The sequence below is a fragment of the Dokdonella sp. genome, from assembly GCF_041395345.1.
In the GTDB taxonomy this organism is placed as follows: domain Bacteria; phylum Pseudomonadota; class Gammaproteobacteria; order Xanthomonadales; family Rhodanobacteraceae; genus Dokdonella.
On the sequence record NZ_JAWLAR010000008.1, the window covers coordinates 84,036 to 102,669 of the forward strand.

At 61.3% G+C, this 18,634-nt stretch carries 19 protein-coding genes and 1 tRNA gene; 8 read left to right on the plus strand and 12 right to left on the minus strand.

What is annotated here, in order from left to right; all coding sequences use genetic code 11:
• Positions 1-191 precede the first annotated feature (191 nt).
• Positions 192-1,178 (plus strand): MBL fold metallo-hydrolase, encoded by a 987-nt coding sequence (locus R3F00_RS08910; protein WP_371281435.1) that lies wholly within the window; start codon positions 192-194, stop codon positions 1,176-1,178.
• Between the two features lie 17 nt (positions 1,179-1,195).
• On the opposite strand, the gene R3F00_RS08915 is transcribed toward R3F00_RS08910, so the two are convergent.
• Positions 1,196-2,632, minus strand: a complete 1,437-nt coding sequence (locus tag R3F00_RS08915; protein WP_371281436.1) for a choice-of-anchor Q domain-containing protein — start codon at positions 2,630-2,632, stop codon at positions 1,196-1,198.
• Between the two features lie 226 nt (positions 2,633-2,858).
• Between R3F00_RS08915 and R3F00_RS08920 the strand changes: the two genes are divergently transcribed.
• On the plus strand, positions 2,859-3,494 hold the full coding sequence (locus tag R3F00_RS08920) for a DsbA family oxidoreductase (protein WP_371281437.1): 636 nt from the start codon (positions 2,859-2,861) through the stop codon (positions 3,492-3,494).
• A gap of 190 nt (positions 3,495-3,684) precedes the next feature.
• On the opposite strand, the gene R3F00_RS08925 is transcribed toward R3F00_RS08920, so the two are convergent.
• Entirely contained in the window at positions 3,685-5,178 is a 1,494-nt protein-coding gene (locus R3F00_RS08925) for a hypothetical protein (protein WP_371281438.1), read from the minus strand.
• Between the two features lie 83 nt (positions 5,179-5,261).
• On the opposite strand from R3F00_RS08925, the gene R3F00_RS08930 reads away from it, so the two are divergent.
• Positions 5,262-5,810, plus strand: a complete 549-nt coding sequence (locus tag R3F00_RS08930) for an NUDIX hydrolase (protein ID WP_371281439.1) — start codon at positions 5,262-5,264, stop codon at positions 5,808-5,810.
• A 25-nt stretch (positions 5,811-5,835) separates the two neighbouring features.
• Here R3F00_RS08930 and R3F00_RS08935 read toward each other — a convergent pair whose 3' ends face one another.
• The 9 genes from R3F00_RS08935 to rsmD form a co-directional block, all read right to left on the minus strand.
• Positions 5,836-6,231 (minus strand): MAPEG family protein, encoded by a 396-nt coding sequence (locus tag R3F00_RS08935; RefSeq protein ID WP_371281440.1) that lies wholly within the window; start codon positions 6,229-6,231, stop codon positions 5,836-5,838.
• Between the two features lie 309 nt (positions 6,232-6,540).
• A complete protein-coding gene (locus R3F00_RS08940; protein ID WP_371281441.1) occupies positions 6,541-7,233 on the minus strand; it encodes a TMEM43 family protein in 693 nt (230 codons plus the stop codon).
• A gap of 113 nt (positions 7,234-7,346) precedes the next feature.
• Positions 7,347-7,838 carry a DUF4920 domain-containing protein gene (locus R3F00_RS08945; RefSeq protein ID WP_371281442.1) on the minus strand — a complete coding sequence of 164 codons (492 nt, stop codon included), beginning with the start codon at positions 7,836-7,838 and terminating at the stop codon, positions 7,347-7,349.
• 34 nt (positions 7,839-7,872) lie between these two features.
• Positions 7,873-8,742: an MBL fold metallo-hydrolase gene (locus R3F00_RS08950; protein ID WP_371281443.1), complete on the minus strand. Its 870-nt coding sequence runs from the start codon at positions 8,740-8,742 to the stop codon at positions 7,873-7,875.
• 12 nt (positions 8,743-8,754) lie between these two features.
• A complete protein-coding gene (ggt, locus tag R3F00_RS08955; protein WP_371281444.1) occupies positions 8,755-10,539 on the minus strand; it encodes a gamma-glutamyltransferase in 1,785 nt (594 codons plus the stop codon).
• A 68-nt stretch (positions 10,540-10,607) separates the two neighbouring features.
• Positions 10,608-10,865: a YfhL family 4Fe-4S dicluster ferredoxin gene (locus R3F00_RS08960; protein WP_371281445.1), complete on the minus strand. Its 258-nt coding sequence runs from the start codon at positions 10,863-10,865 to the stop codon at positions 10,608-10,610.
• 44 nt (positions 10,866-10,909) lie between these two features.
• Positions 10,910-11,422, minus strand: coding sequence for a hypothetical protein (locus R3F00_RS08965; protein ID WP_371281446.1), 513 nt, complete (start codon positions 11,420-11,422; stop codon positions 10,910-10,912).
• A 77-nt stretch (positions 11,423-11,499) separates the two neighbouring features.
• Positions 11,500-11,997, minus strand: coding sequence for a pantetheine-phosphate adenylyltransferase (coaD, locus tag R3F00_RS08970; protein WP_371281447.1), 498 nt, complete (start codon positions 11,995-11,997; stop codon positions 11,500-11,502).
• Between the two features lie 259 nt (positions 11,998-12,256).
• On the minus strand, positions 12,257-12,832 hold the full coding sequence (gene rsmD, locus R3F00_RS08975; protein ID WP_371281448.1) for a 16S rRNA (guanine(966)-N(2))-methyltransferase RsmD: 576 nt from the start codon (positions 12,830-12,832) through the stop codon (positions 12,257-12,259).
• A gap of 77 nt (positions 12,833-12,909) precedes the next feature.
• Here rsmD and ftsY point away from each other — a divergent pair, with 77 nt between their 5' ends.
• The 3 genes from ftsY (at position 12,910) to R3F00_RS08990 (ending at position 15,911) form a co-directional block, all read left to right on the plus strand.
• Positions 12,910-14,064 carry a signal recognition particle-docking protein FtsY gene (gene ftsY / locus R3F00_RS08980; protein WP_371281449.1) on the plus strand — a complete coding sequence of 385 codons (1,155 nt, stop codon included), beginning with the start codon at positions 12,910-12,912 and terminating at the stop codon, positions 14,062-14,064.
• 217 nt (positions 14,065-14,281) lie between these two features.
• Complete coding sequence (gene mutY, locus R3F00_RS08985) at positions 14,282-15,331, plus strand: A/G-specific adenine glycosylase (RefSeq protein ID WP_371281450.1); 1,050 nt, start codon at positions 14,282-14,284, stop codon at positions 15,329-15,331.
• A 307-nt stretch (positions 15,332-15,638) separates the two neighbouring features.
• Positions 15,639-15,911 (plus strand): oxidative damage protection protein, encoded by a 273-nt coding sequence (locus R3F00_RS08990; RefSeq protein WP_371281525.1) that lies wholly within the window; start codon positions 15,639-15,641, stop codon positions 15,909-15,911.
• A 484-nt stretch (positions 15,912-16,395) separates the two neighbouring features.
• On the opposite strand, the gene R3F00_RS08995 is transcribed toward R3F00_RS08990, so the two are convergent.
• Entirely contained in the window at positions 16,396-16,800 is a 405-nt protein-coding gene (locus R3F00_RS08995) for a DUF6491 family protein (protein WP_371281451.1), read from the minus strand.
• 262 nt (positions 16,801-17,062) lie between these two features.
• On the opposite strand from R3F00_RS08995, the gene R3F00_RS09000 reads away from it, so the two are divergent.
• A tRNA-Phe gene (locus R3F00_RS09000) sits at positions 17,063-17,138 on the plus strand.
• Between the two features lie 705 nt (positions 17,139-17,843).
• A complete protein-coding gene (locus R3F00_RS09005) occupies positions 17,844-18,473 on the plus strand; it encodes an HD domain-containing protein (RefSeq protein WP_371281452.1) in 630 nt (209 codons plus the stop codon).
• The last annotated feature ends 161 nt before the right edge of the window (positions 18,474-18,634 follow it).

The window sequence follows — 18,634 nt, forward strand, 5'->3', positions numbered from 1 at the left end:
AGTCTCCGGCCAGGCTGTCATGCCGTGCAGATGCGCAAGACCGGGCGCACGTCCTGCAGCCGCCGCACCCGTGATTCTGTGGCCGGCTGGCACGCAAGGTCCGGAGCAGTGTTGTGGCCGGGCCGTGCGGCCGAGGCCGGTTTGCAAGGACGTTACTCAATCACATCGGGAAAGACGGGAAAGGAGCAGGCATGAATCGCATTTGGTTTTCCCTGATGTCGGGCCTGTTGATTCTTGCTGCAACAGCCGGGCCGGCAAATTCAGATCAGTCGAGCGTCGACGTTGCCAGCGGCATCCAGCTATTGCCGGGCCAGTTGCAGGCCGATCGCAGCCCCGATGGCAACAGCCTCATCCTGCGTGGAGAGGAAGGACTCGTCGTAATCGATACCGGGCGTGGCAACGAGCACACCCGACAACTCATCGATCTGGTGTCCGAGTCCGGACTGCCTCTGGTCGGCGTCATCAATACCCACTGGCATCTCGATCACATCGGCGGAAACGCCCGCTTCAAGCAGCGCTGGCCCGGGCTGCACATCTATGCACACCCATCGCTCGATACCGCCCTTGGAGGCTTCCATGCGGACTATCGCAAGCAGCTCGATGCGTACCTGCCTACCCTTGCGGAGGGCTCGCCCGAGCAGCAGCGATACCAGGCCGAGATGGACTTGCTGAAGCAGGATCGCAAGCTGGCGGAAACCGACCCGTTGCGCAAATCGACGACCTTGACACTGGGCGGACGCATCCTCGAAGTCCATGTCAGCGAACACTCGGTCACCGAGGGAGACCTGTGGATATTCGATCCGCAGACCAGAACGCTGATCGCAGGCGATCTTGTCACCCTGCCTGTCCCGATGTTCGACTCGGCATGTCCGGAAGGCTGGAAGCGCACGCTGGACAAGATCGCGGCAACTCGATTCAGGCAACTGGTTCCAGGCCATGGCGCGCCGATGGGTCCCGAGAATTTTTCGACCTATCGCGAGGCATTCAACCGACTACTCGAATGCTCGGCTAGTAACACGGACAAGCAGACGTGCATCAATCAATGGTTTGCCCAGATGAAGCCAATGATCGCCCAAGCCGACGAAGCCTACGGCCGCACCCTGCTCGGCTATTACATCGACCAGTTCATCAGACCCGATGCACCGGGGAGAAAGCGCTGGTGCAGCCAGAAGGATTGATGCGGACGGCATCGATCTCACTCGAGATCGAAGCTGTGCGCAAAAATCACGTCACCCCGCCATTCGTAGGCGCCGAGATCAAACTCCGGCCCCTGCGGTCGCGGCGCTCCTTCGATATCGAACAGCGGTGCGAGCGCCGAGGTGCCGCCATCCACGGCAGCAGAGGTCGGCAGCAGATGCAGGTCGAACGGTGGTGCCGCAAACAACGCGCCGGCATTTGCGTAGACGAATTCGAGGTTGTGATCGATGGCCAGGCTGCTGCCGGCGAGCGAGAAGTCTGTCGCCAGATTGTTGCGCACGACGACATTCGAACTGGGCCGTCCATCCTTGTGCGCGTGCACCATGATCCACGGCGGACCGGGTGAACTGCTGTTGATGTCGATCATCGTGTTGTTGACGATGCGTGAATCGCGCATGCCGTAGAAGCTGATGCCATGCCAGTGATCGGTAATCACGACATTGTTCTCGACGATCCAGTCGACGAAGAAACCGTCGAAGCAACCGATGCCCTGCATGCTCGTACGCAACGGATCATTCAGGTCGGTCGAACTGATGAACACGTTGCCGCGCAACACGACGCCAGTGACCTCGCCGCTGCCGACACCGGTGGGGCCGACTGACCAGCTCTGGAACCCGTCATCGTGGTTGGAGTCGGGCGGATCGCCCACCTTGATGTTCTGCACCCGGTTGTACTCGAACAGGCCGCGATCGCCGAGTCCGCGCAAGCCGTCCGCCGAGAATCCATCAATCAGGTTTCTCTGGATGGCGGCATCCTCACCACCGACACTGATGCCAAAACGCAGGTTGCGCAATCGATTGTCGCGCACGCTGATGCGGTCGCCACCGACATCGATGCCGCTGGAAGCGAGGCTGATCCAGTCCTGTGCGCTCCAGCTCGAAGCATCGGCGACGCTGAACAGGTCACTGTCGCTCAGCTCGACATCCCAGGTCGGACCGAAATAGCTATGGTTGTTGATCCTGGCTATTGTTGTCGGCGTATGGGTCGCTGCATGCGAAGGGCTGATCGAAAGCCCGCTCAGCTTCCAGTTCTGCGCGGACTGCACCAGCAGGCTGCGCAAGCGTGGCGTTTGCCCGGGTTCCGCCGCGATCGTAATCGGGGCCGTGTTGTAGAGGTGCTGGATGGCGATATCGCCGTAATAGCCACTGCGCAAGAACACGGTGTCCCCGGCCCGGATCGGTGCGCCCGTGTTGACTGGCACAAGGGACATGCCGGCGACATAGGGAAACGAAGGCCAGTCTCGCGACTCGACAAGTCCGGCATCCAGCACGGCCTGCAGTGACTGCCAGGGCGCAGCCGCACTGCCATCACCCGCAGGACTGCCATTGACCGGATCGACAAAGAAGGAACTCGCTGCCGCCGGCAACTGTGCAGCCAGAGTCACCACTGCGAGACAGATTCGAATTGCACTGGCTGCAAGGGGTTGAATATTCATGCGTTGAGACCTGGCTGCCCAGGAGCACGATTCAATCACCGACCCGTTGTCGAGATGGTGATCAGCTTCACGATCGCGCGGCATCAGGCGTTGCATGCGCCCTGTCGAGAGTCGCAAACGGACTGGCCGCGGAATTCATGGTCTTGATTGCCGGTGGCCAGCCCCCCATCTGGATGGATCACGCAAAAGGGTCACGCTCATGAATGCGACGGCAGGTTCAAACCCCATGAAGATCGATTTTGTTTCGGACGTTTCCTGCCCATGGTGCGCGATCGGCCTGAAGTCGCTTGAGCAAGCCATCGAGCGCATCGGCGATGCCATTCAGGTCGACATGCATTTCCAGCCGTTCGAGCTGAATCCGCAGATGCCACCCGAAGGCCAGGACGTGGTCGAGCACTTGCGAGAGAAGTACGGCTCCACGCCCGAGCAGTTGGCCGCGAATCGCGAGGCGATCCGTGCGCGAGGTGCCGCGGTCGGATTCACGTTCAACCAGCGCGACCGTGTCTACAACACCTTCGATGCGCATCGCCTGCTGCACTGGGCCGGTCTTGAAGGTCGCTCTGCCGAGCTGGCGCTCAAGCATGCGCTGTTGCGTGCCTACTTCACCGACGGTGACGACGTTTCTTCGCATGCCAATCTGATTCGCATAGCGGCATCGGCAGGGCTGGATGGCGAACGTGCCAGGCGAATACTGGAATCGAACGAGTATGCAGAGGACGTGCGCAGGCAGGAGCAGAAGTATCTCGGCAGCGGCATCCATTCGGTGCCGGCCGTCATCATCAATGACCGTCACCTGATCTCAGGCGGGCAGCCGGTTGAAGTGTTCGAGAACGCATTGCGACAAATCGCTGCTGCCGGGTGATTCGCCCCGGCTCCTCCTGCCGCAACCCGGTAGCCTGAAACGCAATCACCCGGCGCGAGGCCGGGTGACTGGAAGCCGATGGAAACCGCGATTGTCAATGCTGGCCTGAACATGTATCGATCCGGTCCTTCTCCCGCCAGCGGGAGAAGGAATGGATTTGTCGGCTTTGTACTGTCTACAAGCCCAATCTCTAGTCTTGCTTCTTTTCCTTTGCCGCCGCTTCCACATCGTCGAGCATGCTCGGCTTTGTGCGAATCATTTCCGCGGCTTCTTCCGGGGTAGCCATGCGGGCAGGCTGCATGGCGCCAGCGGTGATACCTCCCTCGCCCCATGCAAAGCGCATATTGCTCTTGAAGATCCTGACGGGCTCCAGTTTGGATTCGTCCGTGACGCTTCCGTACTGGCCATACAAGCCCTTCTGGCTGTTCGCAATGTAGTAGAGATCATTGCCCACCATGGTTCCGTAGGTCGGCACTTCGAAGGCAGGATTGGCAACGTCAATCGGCATCATCTTGGTGATGCTCTTGCCATCAGCCGACAGGGTCAGCCGAATCACGCGCTGCGGCGACATGCCATTCTCGATCGCGATCAGGTTGCCGTCGTACCAGTAGAGCCCCTCGATTCCACCGAGCACCAGGCTGGAGGGGTCGTGCTCCACGGCGAAACCCGTACCGGATTTCAGGTCGGCACCGAACAAGCCGAGGGTGTAGTCCGCGAAGTAGAGCATGTTGCCGTCGTCACTCACGGCCATGCCGCGCAAGCTGGTCAGCTTCGGATTGGCGACAATGAGTTTCAGCTTGTCGCCTTCAATCGTGAAGATCTGGTTGTTCAGGCCATCCGCGGCGAACACCTGACCACCCTTGCCTACCGTGATGCTCGAGAATGCGCGCGTGCCGAGATTGGATGGCAGCAGGTACTTGTCGAGCAGCTTCCCGGTGGAAAGCTTGAACTTGAAAATGCCGGTCTTGTTGAAGTCTTCCTCGCGAAAAGCCTTGAAGTAGAGCGACGAGGTGGACGCCACGTAAAGCAGGTCTCGAGCAGGGTCCGCAGCCATGGCATATACGCTCCACAGGCCACTGCCGTCAGCCGGGCTGATGAATTCGCTCAGATTGCCTTGCATGTCGGCGAGATAGATCTTGCCGTCACGCACGCTTCCAACCAGGAATTTCTTGCGTTTCGGATCCCAGGCGATCGACTCGAACAGGGTGTCGCCCTTGGGCAGTTCGAAGGCCACGCTGCCTTCGCCGAATGGCTTCAGATTGGCCTGCAGGTTCTGCACCACGTAGGACCATGCCTCGGTTCCGGTAACCTTTTCAAAGCGTGGGTCCTCGCTGAGATCGGCACCGTAGCCCTGATCCTTCATCTTCAGCAGCAGATCGTAGGTCTTGCTCTTGTCACCCATCTCGGCGTAGGTGAGCGCCAGGGCCATGCGCAGGTCCCCGGCATCGGGGTTGAGCTTGCTCAGACGCGCCAGTGTCCAGCTGAGGCGCTGCAGGTCGCCCAGGCTCTTGTAGCCGGCCACCATGCGCTGCAAGACGGCGATCGAAGTGATCTCGTTGACGTCAGCTTCGGTGAAGGTCGTCGCATCGCGCTTGGCGGGCGCGCTTGATGCCGGCTTGTCGGCCATTGCTACCGAAACGGACAGCAGCAACAGGGCACAACAAAGCATTCGCTTGATATTCATCGGTACAACCTTGGATGCTAGCGGGATTGGAGGCGGTGAAAAGACCACGCCGTACCCGCAAAAGTTTCATGGAGCCGACAAAGATGACCGAAACAGTGACGCTTTGCAATGGAATCTGGCTGCGCCTGAAACGGCGGGGCCGCTGGGAATTCGCCGAACGAACCAACCCGGGCGGGGGCGTCATGATCATTGCCGTCACGCCCGAGGACAATGTGCTCTTCGTCGAGCAGTACCGCCCGGCGCTGGAGTGCATGACCATCGAAATGCCCGCCGGCCTGGTCGGCGACGACCCGGAAAGCTCGGCCGAGAATGCCGTGCAGGCCGCTCACCGGGAACTCATCGAGGAGACCGGCTACCGGGCCGGGAGCATGGATTTCATCATGTCCGGACCGACCTCGGCTGGCATGAGCAACGAAATACTCGCCTTCGTGCGAGCCCGGGACCTCGAGCGCGTCGACCAGGGGGGCGGCGACGAGACCGAGGACATCACGGTTCATGAGATACCACGCACCGATGCCGCACGCTGGCTGGTCGAGAAAATGGCCGATGGTTACTCGGTCGATCCGAAGATGTTTGCCGGCATGTACTTCCTTGAGCACGACATCGCAATGCCGCACGGAGCTCGAGCCTGAGCATCGCCTGCGGCCATTTTCCGGCTCAGATCGTTGCGCCGAGCAGGAACTGCCAGAGCAACAGCAGGGACATGCCGATCAGTGACGTGAGGGTCAGGATCATGCCGAAAATGCGGCCCTTGCTGGGACCGGACGAACTGGACATGCCCCAGGCATGCAGGATGCGACCGAGAATGAACACGACGCCAAACAGATGCAGGATCCAAGGCAGGGTCTGGTTCCATTCCAGGGCGAGCATCAGGATCAGCCCGATGGGAAGATATTCCGCAGCATTGGCGTGGGCCCGTACGCGCTTGGCCAGCTCGCGGTCGCCATTGTCGCCGATGCCGATGCGCTCGCCATGTCGCCTGGCGATGACCCGATATCCGAGCACGACGAGCAGCAGGGCGGACAGCGCCGCATAAAGTCCGGTGATATGCATGAGTGATCTCCGTGGAGTGGTTTAGGGCAACGCTGATCAAGTGGCACAATCGTCATGGCATTCAGAAGGTCTGCCAGCAGTGCTGCGAGGTGCAGTGAAGGCTGGTTGCCTTGGCAAGATTTGCGGTGCTGCTGGCGGGCCTTCTGAAAGCCACCAGTAGCAATACAAAACAATCGGTTGGGCGACACCTGTCTGCGCGCAGCTCATTGTTGCGCTGCCTTGAAGGACGGCCAGTCCATCTGCGCCAGCGCGCCGCGATCTGCACGCAGACAGGTATCGTGACGGCTGCGCCACTTGATCAGCGTTGCCCTAGTTCGCCGGTTCGGCAACCAGCCGGTTCCCGACCTGCCTGCCAATCAGGGTCACGACGCCGGCCGAAACCATGCGGTAGTTGATACGCAAGTCGCCAACAGCCGGATTGAGCAGATCGTTGCCGGCAATGATCCAGCCATCGCGTTCGCTGAAACTGGCGGCCAGATTGGCCGGCAGATCTCCCAGCGTGACCCGCTTGGGCAGCATCGGCACCTCCCGCGCTACCAGATCCAGATCCGGAGCGAACGCGCCGATAAAGACCCCTTCGGCAAAAAAAGCCTGCGACGCGAAAGGAAATTCGTCCGGGTTGAGGTTGCCGAGCTGTTCCTTGAACTGCGTTGCATCGATCAATTCGGGCGACCAGCTGCTCGACTGCGTACAGGCATCGGCAATACACGTTTCCTGCCACTGATACATTTCGACATGGCGAAACAGCACCACTGCATCAGCGTCACTGACACCCATTTCCTGATCGAAGGCCGGAAGCTTGAAACCCAGGCGGCCCTGGACACTGACCAGGCGGCCCTCGTTGAGCGGGTCGACAATGTCCGCCTCCACCGAAACCGGCACCTCCGGCGTTGCCGGTTTCTGCAGGATTCCATCCCAGCCGCCCATCATTGCAATGGCACCAATGGCAACCAGAACCAGAATGACGATGGCCAGCGGGACGATCCGTTCCTGTGCGCTCATGGGTGGCTTCCTAGTCCGAAGATCGCGAAAAGGCACGCATGGATCGCACCACGAAGGGAGTGCTGGCTGATTCCTGCGACCTCATCAATTGTCCGGGCTGCTTGCGCAAACGTTCAGGCCGATTTCGGGATCAAAACGGAAACGGCATCGATCTGCAACTCGGTTTCCTGTGCCGGTTTCGCGCCTTCCTTTTCCAGGTGCCCGATTTCATCGGCACTGAGCTTCTTCTCGATTAGGGTGCCGTACACCACCACCGGCCCACTCGTATTCCTGGGCACACCGAAACTGTGATCGTGCATGTTCACGCGTGCATAGCGGCCGTTCTCGCCGGTCAGGACCACCCAGCAACCCGAGTTCTGGCAGACCTCGGTTACCCGGCCACTGAATGCACCGGGCTTTCCGGCGTACTCGGAAACGTTGCCTGCGACCGCATCGATGCTGACTGCTGTCGGCATCGGATCCGGCATCGGCGTGCCGTAGACATCGCCGGCAGCGGTTTGCTCGACCGGGGCCGTGGCCATGGCCTTCTTCTGGTGCCTGTCGGCACCCTCGTCAGCGAAGGCAGGCGCGCTCAGAAGCAGGCAAAACAGAATGGCAGCTCGCATGAATCTTCTCCTGTTCACTATCGAATGCATTGTCTCAGGCGGCCAGGGACCATGCCACAACGCTGGCTCGCTCGTCGGTGGTGCTGAAGCGCCCCTTGTCGTCACGACTGACCGAAGCCATCGCGCAGCCGGAATCATGGGTGAAGAAAAGTCGCACATTGCGCGCCAGCTTGTCTTCGAGGAATGCCTTCTTCTCGTCGATCAGAAGCTCCGGATAGCGGTCATAACCCATCGTGATCGGCAAATGCACCCAGGGCCGGCCCGGGATCAGGTCCGCGCAGAAGACCACACCGCCTTGTTCGGACACGATCTCTGCCAGCATCAGGCCCGGCGTATGGCCGTTTGAAATCTCGAAGCGCACGGCATCGCCCAATGCTTTCGAACGCGGACCGTCGACGATTTCGAGCCGGCCACTGTCGATCAGCAACTGGGGCAACTCCGCAATAAACGAGGCGCGATCGCGCGGATGCGGATGCAGCGCACGCTGCCAGTGTTCGGCGCCGACCACGAAGGTCGCGTTCGGAAACAGCAGCGAAGGCGCCTGCCCTTCCTGCCATGCCGCGAGCAGCCCGCCCGCATGGTCGAAATGCAGATGCGAGAGAACCACGACATCGATGTCGGCGTGATCGAACCCGGCCTCGGCAAGCGAATCGAGCAGCACGTGGTTCGACTCGACGACGCCAAAGCGCTGCCTCAGCTTCGGCTCGAAGAACGCACCGATTCCGGTTTCAAACAACACCGTCTTGCCGTCCAGATCGTCGGCCAGCAAGGCCCGACAGGCCAGCGGTATGCCGTTGGATTCATCGGCGGCAATCCACTGCTGCCAGACCGCCTTCGGCGCGTTGCCGAACATGGCACCGCCGTCGAGTCGTTGCGAGTTTCCGATGATCGACCAGAGCTTCATGAATGATCCAGACTACTGCACCTTGCCGCTGCTCATTTCCTCGCGCGGATCCGAGCCTGCGTGAAGCTCGTTGGTCGCCCGATCCCAGCTGACCATGTTCATCAGGCCCCAGGTGCGCTCGGCATCGTTGATGATGTGCCCCATTTCCTGCAGGGCCGCCGTTTCCTCGCGCGTGAACGCGTCCGGTTCGGCCGACACCACGTCCGGAAGGTACTGGTGGTGATAGCGCGGGTTGGCCACCACCTTTTCCGGCAACTCTCCTTCGATGAAGGCCTGGATACCTTCGAATACCATTGTGATGATGCGGCTGCCGCCCGGTGTACCAATCACGCCGACGCGCTCCTTGCCGATCACGAAGCTCGGCGTCATCGACGACAGCGGGCGCCGACCCGCAGCCGGTGCATTGGCTTCCCCGCCGACCAGGCCGAACGCATTGGGCTGCCCTGGCAGCAAGGCGAAATCATCCATTTCGTTGTTGAGCACGAAACCGGTCCCGGGCACCACGAATCCCGATCCGAGGGTCAGGTTGACGGTCTTGGTCACCGAAGCCATGTTGCCCTCGGCATCGATGATCGAATAGTGCGTGGTGTGCTCGGATTCCACCGGCGGCATGTAGCCCGGCAGCATGTCGCTGGGGGTCGCCTTTTCCGGATGAATCGAGGCGCGCAGGCCGGCGGCATACAAGGGACTGAGCAGCTCGGCGACCGGCATCGTCACGTAGTCCGGATCGCCCAGGTATTCCGCGCGGTCGCGATACGCACGTCGCATCGCTTCGACACCGAGATGGACCTTGTGCACGCGATCCATCGTGGCCAGATCGTAACCGGCCAGCATGTTGAACATCTCGCCCAGCGCGATGCCGCCCGAAGACGGCGGCGGCGCGGTGACGATCTGCCAGCCGCGGTAATCCAGGGTGATCGGATCGCGTTCCTTGACCGTGTAGCTGGCCAGGTCTTCCAGCGTCCAGATACCGCCCGCCTCGCGCACGGCATCGACCATGCGCCTGGCGAAATCGCCGTGATAGAAACCCTGGTTGCCCTGGCTGGCGATCAGTTCGAGCGTGGTGGCGATGTCCGGATTCTTCCAGATGCTGCCTACCGCGGGCGCCTGGCCATTCACCAAGTACAGCGCAACCGATGCAGGCCAGCGCTCGATGACGGGCTTGCGCCGCTCGATCGAGGCATTCAGGCGCGGATAGACCGGGAAGCCTTCGCGCGCGATGCGCATGGCCGGCGCCATGGATTTCTCGAGACCGAGCTTTCCGTATTTTTCGGCCAGCCAGACATAGGCGGCCGGCTCACCGGGAATTCCGGCAGAAAGAGGCCCGTTGATCGACTTGTCGCGGTCGAGCTTGCCTTCTGCATCGGCCCAGAGCTCGCCCTTGCTGGCCGCCGGCGCGGTTTCGCGCGCATCAAGAAAGAAATTCCTGCCATCGCTGGCCCGGTGCAGCAGGAAGAACGCGCCGCCGCCGATGCCCGAGCTGGAAGGTTCGATCACGGCCAGGGTCGACCCGACCGCAATCGCGGCATCAAAGGCATTGCCGCCCGCGGCAAGCACTTCGAGCCCCGCATCGGTCGCCAGCTGGTGGGAACTCGCAACAGCCGACTTGCCCGGGCCACCGGTCAGCTTGCTCGCCACACCGGTTGCAGGCGCGAGCGTCGAGGATGCCGGCGCAGCAGCCGCCTGTTCGCCGGTTCCGGCGGGTGTTGCAGCCGTCCGCTGTTCCGTTTCAGCTCCCTGGCAGGCAACCAGGACCAGGCAGGCCGCGACAAGGACCAGGCTGAGGCAACGCCGCATTGGTCTTTGCTCGTCACCCCGGCGCGGGTTCGCAGGGACTGACGGCTTGATGAAAGATGCCTTGAATTTCATGCGCTCTCCGTGCCGGTCAATGCGGCGTACTTGGCCAGCAGTTGCTCGGGCGTTTCGGGATGTTGCGGATCAAGAATGATGCACTCGACCGGGCACACCTCGACGCATTGCGGGACATCGAAATGACCCACGCACTCGGTGCAGCTGGACGGCGCGATCTCGTAGATCTCGCGCCCCATTGCTATCGCGGTGTTCGGACAGACCGGCTCGCAGACATCACAGTTGATGCATTGATCGGTGATCTTGAGCGCCATTGCGGTGCAGGCTTGCGCGCGGCCTGAAGCCGCGCGCGGGCCGATTACTTCATCTCGGCGAACTTGTAGGTGGCGCCCGTTCTCGCCAGGGCTTCCTGGACACGATCGCTGTCGGCCTGTGTTCCGACGAACAGGACGGTAACGTCCTTGAAGGTGCCATCACCGGCATCCTGAAACGCGTCGATGATCAGGTTGGCCGTGGTGGCGGAATCCGGGCCACCGAAGGCGAGCATGTTGCCGGGCAGCACGCCGCGCGAAACCGCGAGGCTGACGTTGTCGAGCTGGTTGCTGCGATCGACCTCGGCCTTGCCGTCGGTGCCACCGGGCACGAAATACATGTACGGACGATTGCTCTTGACGCCCTGCATGTTCTGCATGACGACCGCAGCCAGGTACTTCTTCCAGTCCGCCGCCGGCGAACCTGCGGGCGGCACGGCAACGACCTCGACGGTTTCCTCGACCACCGCCGCCTGTTCGGTTTCCTTCTCGCCGCATGCCGACAGCATCAGTGTCATCGCGCAGGTGGCAAGAAAGAGGGAGAGACTCTTGTTAAGCATGGTTTTGACTCCTATCGGGGTAGGGTTGAGGATACTCTGAACAAGTCCGCCAGGGTGCGGAACTGTGCAGAATGCCCTCAGGTCCAGCGTCGGGCCAAGGCCTGCTGGACAACCGGATGGACGAATCCGGAAACATCGCCACCCAGGCGCGCGATTTCGCGCACCAGCGACGAGGAAATGAAACTGTACTGTTCGGACGGAGTAAGGAACATCGTCTCGGCCAGCGGTATCAGATGGCGATTCATGCTGGCCAGCTGGAATTCGTATTCGAAATCCGACACGGCACGCAGGCCGCGCAGGATCACCCCGGCCTCGATCTCGTTGACGAAATTGGCCAGCAGGGTCGCAAACCCACGCACCTTGACATTCTCGACCCCTGCCAGGGCCTCCCGGGCCATGTTCAGTCGCTGATCCAGGGTGAAGCACGGCCCCTTGCTCTGGCTGTCCGCAATCGCCACCACTAGCCGGTCAAACAGCGGCGCCGCCCGCATCACCAGGTCGATGTGACCATTGGTAATCGGATCGAAGGTGCCGGGATAAACCGCGACACGTGAGCGGGACGAGGGAACGGGCATTGCCCACCTGAGTAGCCGAAGTGACCCACCTAGCTTAGCGGAATCGCCCGTTTACCACGATAGAACGCGCTGCGGGCGCCAAAACGACAAGGTTTGCAACGAGAAACGGAATCAAGCGCCTCTCGACCTCACTCAAATCGCTGCTGTAGGAGGCCCGTCAGGGGCGATGCTCTGGTCCAGGAGGGCCAGCGGACCAACCGACGCATCGCCCCTGCCGGGCCTCCTACGGTCGAGCCGAAGATCGGCGCACCGCTTGAGGTCAACCGCCACCCCGCCGATACAAACCAAACTGCACCTCGCCCGCCTGCCCGTCACGGTGCCTGGCCCAATTCTCCGGCAACTCGATCGAACGTCCGCGCGGCGCCTCGACATAGATCCAGGCATTCGGCGCCAGCCAGCCATTCGCATCCAGCCGCCGCGCGGCCTCGGCCCAGAGATCCCCGGCAAACGGGGGATCCAGAAAAACCAGATCAAACGGCTTCGTCGCATGCGCCAGCCAGCCCAGCGCGTCTGCATTGACCACCGAAACCCCATCCAGCTTCAATCGCGCCAGGGTGGCCTCCAGCTGCCGGGCCTGATCGCGGTCGCGCTCGACAAACACGCACTCCCCGGCACCGCGCGAACGCGCCTCAATGCCGAGGGCACCGGTGCCGGCGAACAGATCGAGGCAACGCGCGCCCTCGATCATCGGCGAGAGCCAGTTGAACAGGGTTTCCCGAATCCGGTCGCTGGTCGGGCGCAAGCCCTCCATGTCGGCCACATCGATGCGGCTGCCACGAAGATTCCCGCCAATGATGCGGAGTTTCCCGGGACTACGGTTCCTCGCTTGCGGCATGGTCGGGCACGTTCATTCGGGGGTTCACCAACAGGGTGATAGCATGCCGCGCATCCACCCTCCTAGCCACACCCCCGATGCTCAAGTTCTGGAAAAAGAAGCCCGCTGCCGAACCCGAATCCCCGGACAAGCCTGCCGAATCAGGCCCGGACGACGATTCAGACAGCACAGGCCGCATTACGGAAGAACAACCCGCACTGCGTCCGCCGTTTACCGAAATTCCGATCGACCTCGCCATCACGGACCAGCAACCGGTCGACCCGCGCCTGCTCGCGGCAGCCGAACCGGAAGCCGGGAAGCCCGAGCCTGCCGCGAAAACCTGGCGCGATCGGCTGTCCGGCAGCGGTTTCTCGAAAGGCCTGGGCGGCCTGTTCGCGCGCAATCCGAAGCTCGATGAGAACCTGCTCGACGAACTCGAAACCTGCCTGATCAGCGCCGATGTCGGCATCACCGCATCCACCGAGATGGTCGAGGAACTGCGCGGACGCGTCGCCAAACGCGAATTCGCCGACGCCGATGCCCTGCTCGGCGCATTGCGCAAGCGTCTCGTCGAATTGCTGAAACCGGTCGAGAAGCCCCTCGACGTGAGTGGCCACAAGCCCTTCGTGCTGCTGATGGTCGGCGTCAACGGCGTCGGCAAGACCACCACGATCGGCAAGATCGCGCGCCGTCTGCTGCACCAGCAACACGAAATCATGCTGGCGGCCGGCGACACCTTCCGCGCCGCCGCGGTCGAGCAGTTGCAGACCTGGGGCCAGCGCAATGGCGTGCACGTGATCTCGCAAGGCTCCGGCGCCGACTCGGCCAGCGTCATCTTCGATGCGCTGCAGGCCGCACGCTCGCGCAAGGTCGACGTGCTCATCGCCGACACCGCCGGCCGCCTGCACACCCAATCCGGACTGATGGACGAACTCGGCAAGATCCGCCGCGTACTCGCCAAGATCGATCCCGAAGCACCGCACGAAGTGCTCATGGTCATCGACGGCACCACCGGCCAGAATGCCATCGCCCAGCTCAAGCACTTCCGCGAAGCCATCGGCGTCACCGGCCTCGTCGTGACCAAGCTCGATGGCACCGCCAAGGGTGGCGTCGTCTTCGCCCTGGCCCGCGAATTCAACCTTCCGATCCGTTTCCTCGGCCTCGGCGAAGGCGCCGAAGACCTCCGCGTCTTCAACGCCCAAGCCTTCGTCGACGGCCTGCTGCCGGCATCGCTGGCCAAAACGGACCATTGATCAACTCGAAGGCGATATTCAACCAACCCCAAACCGTTCGCCCTGTGCCTGTCGAAGGGCACTCCAGCAAGCAGCAAGCTACACCGCAATGCTTCCCTTCTCCCCCCGGGGGAAGGTGCCCGCAGGGCGGATGGGGGTACGCACTCGCATGACACATCCGGCCGTGCCGAACCCTCACCCCAACCTCTTTCCCGAGGGGAGAGGGACTGAAAAGCCCATGAATCCATTCGCCAAAAACCTCCTCGCCTGGTTCGATATCCACGGTCGCAGCAACCTGCCCTGGCAACACCCGCGCACGCCCTATCGCGTGTGGCTCAGCGAAGTGATGCTGCAGCAGACCCAGGTGCGCACCGTCATCCCCTACTTCGAGCGCTTCGTCCTCGCCCTGCCGAGCCTGGCCGATCTCGCCGCAGCACCGCAGGATCGCGTGCTCGCACTCTGGTCCGGCCTCGGCTACTACAGTCGCGCGCGCAACCTGCAGCGTTGCGCCCAGCTCTGCGTCGAACGGCACAACGGCGAGTTGCCGAACAACATGGAAGACCTGGCCGCCCTGCCCGGCATCGGTCGCTCAACCGCCGCGGCCATCCTGGCCCAGGCCCACGGCGAACCCCACGCCATCCTCGACGGCAACGTGCGTCGCGTCCTCGCGCGTTACCACGGCGTGCATGGCTGGACCGGCAACAGCGCCGTGCAAAAAGAACTCTGGAAACTGGCCGAATCGCACACCCCGCACAAGCGCGTCGCCGACTACACCCAGGCGATCATGGATCTCGGCGCCCTGGTCTGCACGCGCAGCAAGCCGCGCTGCAGCGATTGCCCATTGCAGAAAAAATGCATCGCCCATCGCGACAACCTCACCGCAACCCTGCCGCATCCAAAACCCGGCAAGCAGATCCCGACGCGCAAGCTGACCATGCTGATTGTCCGCGACAAGCTCGGCCGCATCCTGCTCGAACGCCGACCACCGACCGGCATCTGGGCGCGTCTCTGGAGCCTGCCCGAAGGCGACGACCTGGCCGAAGCCAGCCATGCCATCGCCGACCATGCATCGATGACCTCCGATCGACTGAGCCTGCTACCGGAATTCAGCCACGCCTTCAGCCACTATCGATTGAACGTCACCCCGATGCTGCTGCAGATCGAAAGCCCGGAAACCCGCGTCGCCGACACCCCCGACCGCGGCTGGTTCGCCCACCACGAACTCGCCGAATTGGGTCTGCCCGCCCCGGTGCGTAAACTGCTGGCATCACTTCCCCAGGACGTCTAGCCAGCAAGTTTCCAGGAATGATGTGACTTGAGTCTGCAGCAACATTTGGATGTTCCTTCTCCCGCTGGCGGGAGAAGGTGCCGACTGCGCCCGACAGGATCGGGCGCGAACGGCGAATGCCGGCCCGAAGGGTGAGCGCCATGGATGGCGCGAATCAGGGGGAGGACGACTGCATGGATGCAGAAGGTAGAACAGCGTCTGGAACAGCGGTCGATAGTGGGCTCCAGGTGCGACAATTTCCTCGCCCCATTTTCATCTACGCGTGAATCAAGCAACACATCAACAAACCAAAGCCGAAGGAACCCCCATCATGCGAACCGTCAACTGCGTAAAACTCGGCTTCGAAGCCGAAGGCCTCGCCTTCGCCCCCTGGCCCGGCGAACTCGGCAAGCGCATCTACGAAAACGTCTCCAAACAGGCCTGGGCCGACTGGATGACCCACCAGACCATGCTCATCAACGAAAACCGCCTCAACCCCCTCGACGCCAGCACAAGAAGCTTCCTCAGCACCGAGATGGAAAAATACTTCTTCGGCGAAGGCTCCGAAGCCCCCGCCGGCTTCATCAAACCCGCCAGCTAACCACGTTGGTTCCCTCAGGAAAAGGCGCCTCCTCGCTTCCCCGGCAGGAGCCGGCTTCAGCCGTCCCAAACGGGGACCCCCTACGGTCGCGTTGCTCTATCGCTCTTCGTAGGAGGCCCGTCAGGGGCGATGCTTTTATGCTCTTCATAGAAGCCCCGCCAAGGGCGATGCTCTTCCATCCTTCGCCGTAGGAGCAGGCTTCAGCCGTCCCAAAAAGGGACTCCTTTCGGTCGCGACACCCCTGGCTCTGCAGTTTCCTTCTCCCGCTGGCGGGAGAAGGTCCCACAGGGGGATGAGGGTGGCCGCGACACCCCTGGCTCCTACATTTCCTTCTCCCGCCGGCGGGAGACCAAACGGCAGGGTCGCCGTTTTGAGCAGCGCATGCTGCCCATAGGGCGAGCACCATGGACGGTGCGAGTTCAAGTCCCGCAGGGGGATGAGGGTGGATGAGCCCCAAAGGGGCGAATGGCCCTTAACCTACTCCTCAACCCTTCCCCTCACCCTTCGCCGCCTTCCGATCCGCCTCAAACTTCTTGTAGTCAACCGGCCGGATCTCATCAATCTTGCACTTGCCGCGTCTGATCAACACCGCATCACTCACCCGGCTGACTATCCCCGCCTTCGAACTCAACGAAAGCTGATCCGTCGACTCAAGATCAAAACACGGTGGCTCCACCGTCAACAGGTACGCCTCACTCACACGAGGCCAGACCACAACGCTGTAGCGCCCCACCACCTCCCACCGCACCAGCTTCTGCATCCGGAAACTGTCCACCGGCGCACCGGCATACTGCAGATATCTGTTCTGCTGCTCGTCCTGCTTCTCCGGCGACTGCGCAAACGCGAACGTCGTTGCCAACATGGCCAGCAAGCTAATCAGGAACTTCATGAGAGCCTCCATAGGAGATAGTGGGATCAAACACTGCCGCACAGCGCACCACGACGCCGAAGCGTAGCCAGTGCCAATCACCCTATTCAACAGTCATTTCGGCATTGCGACAGCCTATCCCGTTCTGATTCGCCAGCCAAAACGAGCTGGAATTGGCGACACATTGACCAACTCCCGCAGCTAACTTGACGAATCCTGCCCCAATCGCTCTAATACGCGCCCCTTCGCCGCGGCCTTCAGCGCCCCGGCACGCAAGCACAAGGGCCGGGTAGCTCAGTTGGTAGAGCAGGGGATTGAAAATCCCCGTGTCGGCGGTTCGATTCCGTCCCCGGCCACCATAAAATCAATGAGTTAGTGATATGGCGACGGCAAAGCTCTCGCCGAGTTTGACTCAAATCCCTACTCAGTCCCTACACCGCAAATTCGCACGAAGGCCAATGGCGCGCTGTCGATGCGGTTAGCCGTCGGAGCCAAGCTACTCACTTAGCTTGCACTACTTTGCACGGTCAGCCGGCGCTCCGAGCTTCTCGACTCCTGAGATCGGCGAAGCGCAATAATTGTCATGTGAAAAAGGCACTGAATGAATCCAAGATCATTGTTGGCCCCTGGCCTGCAAATAGCTCGGGGCGCGCACTGGCACCCTGTCAACGCTCAGGTCGATACCTCCCCCCAGATCAGCCCTGCCTGATCATATCGACGCGATATGACGAGTACTACGGTCCCTGGCCTAGCAAATGCCAGTTGCCTGCTTCAGGCCGACCTGTCTTTCAGTACAACCTTCCCATCCCGGGTATGCCAACGCTCGGTCAAATCGCACGCGGGCTCCGTCCGCATCCGGTCGAGCCATATCCGAAGCTCTCGCCTACGCTGCCGCCAATGATTCACCGATATCTGAGCGGCTTCGTACTCTCCCACTTGTATCAGCAGGATACGGAGCGGCTCTTGCAGGATCCGGATTGGTACGAGAATCCACCCCCGTAGTGCTGCAGCGATCATCCTCAGGCAGCATACGGAGTCCAAATCCAACTCATTCAGGAGTTCATATGACTGCCATCACCAAGCGCTTCACCGATGCATTGGACTACGCCCGCATTGCCCATGCCGCGCAGTTCCGCAAGGGATCAAACATCCCCGACCTCTACCACCTGCTTGGCGTTGCCAGCCTGGTCATCGAGCATGGCGGCAATGAAGATCAAGCAATTGCCGGACTGCTGCACGATGTCATCGAAGACTGCGGCGAACCGCACCGGGCACTCGTGCGCCAGCAGTTTGGTGGTGCGGTGGCCAAGATTGTGGACGATTGCACCGATGGCAGCGCAGAGCAAAAGAAGGCGCATTCAGATGCCGAGGCCAAACGCCAGGACTGGACACGCAGGAAACTGGATTATCTGAGCCATCTGGCCAAGGCCGACGATACGACCCTGCTCGTGTCCGGCTGCGACAAGCTACATAACGCCCGCGCAATTCTCGTCGACTTGGAAAACCCCGAAGTTGGCGAGGAAGTATTCAAGCGATTCACCGGCGGCAAGCAAGGAACGCTGAGCTACTACCACTCGCTGGCTGAGACGTTTACCAGAAGGAAAACGCCCATGGCACCCCAAATGGAGCAAGTCGTTGCCCGGATCCATGAGCTGGCCAAAGCATCTAAAAGGCGTGGCTTTACTGGGGACTAGAAATTACTTCCCAAGACTCACTTTCAATCAACACTGACACTTGGCGAATCTTACCCCAAACCACCATCCTTCAAGTCGACAATCTGCGCACTTTGATCTGATATCTCCGTTTACCGGGGCGAGTGATCTATCCAGCAATCAGTGTCCGGGAATGCTCGATT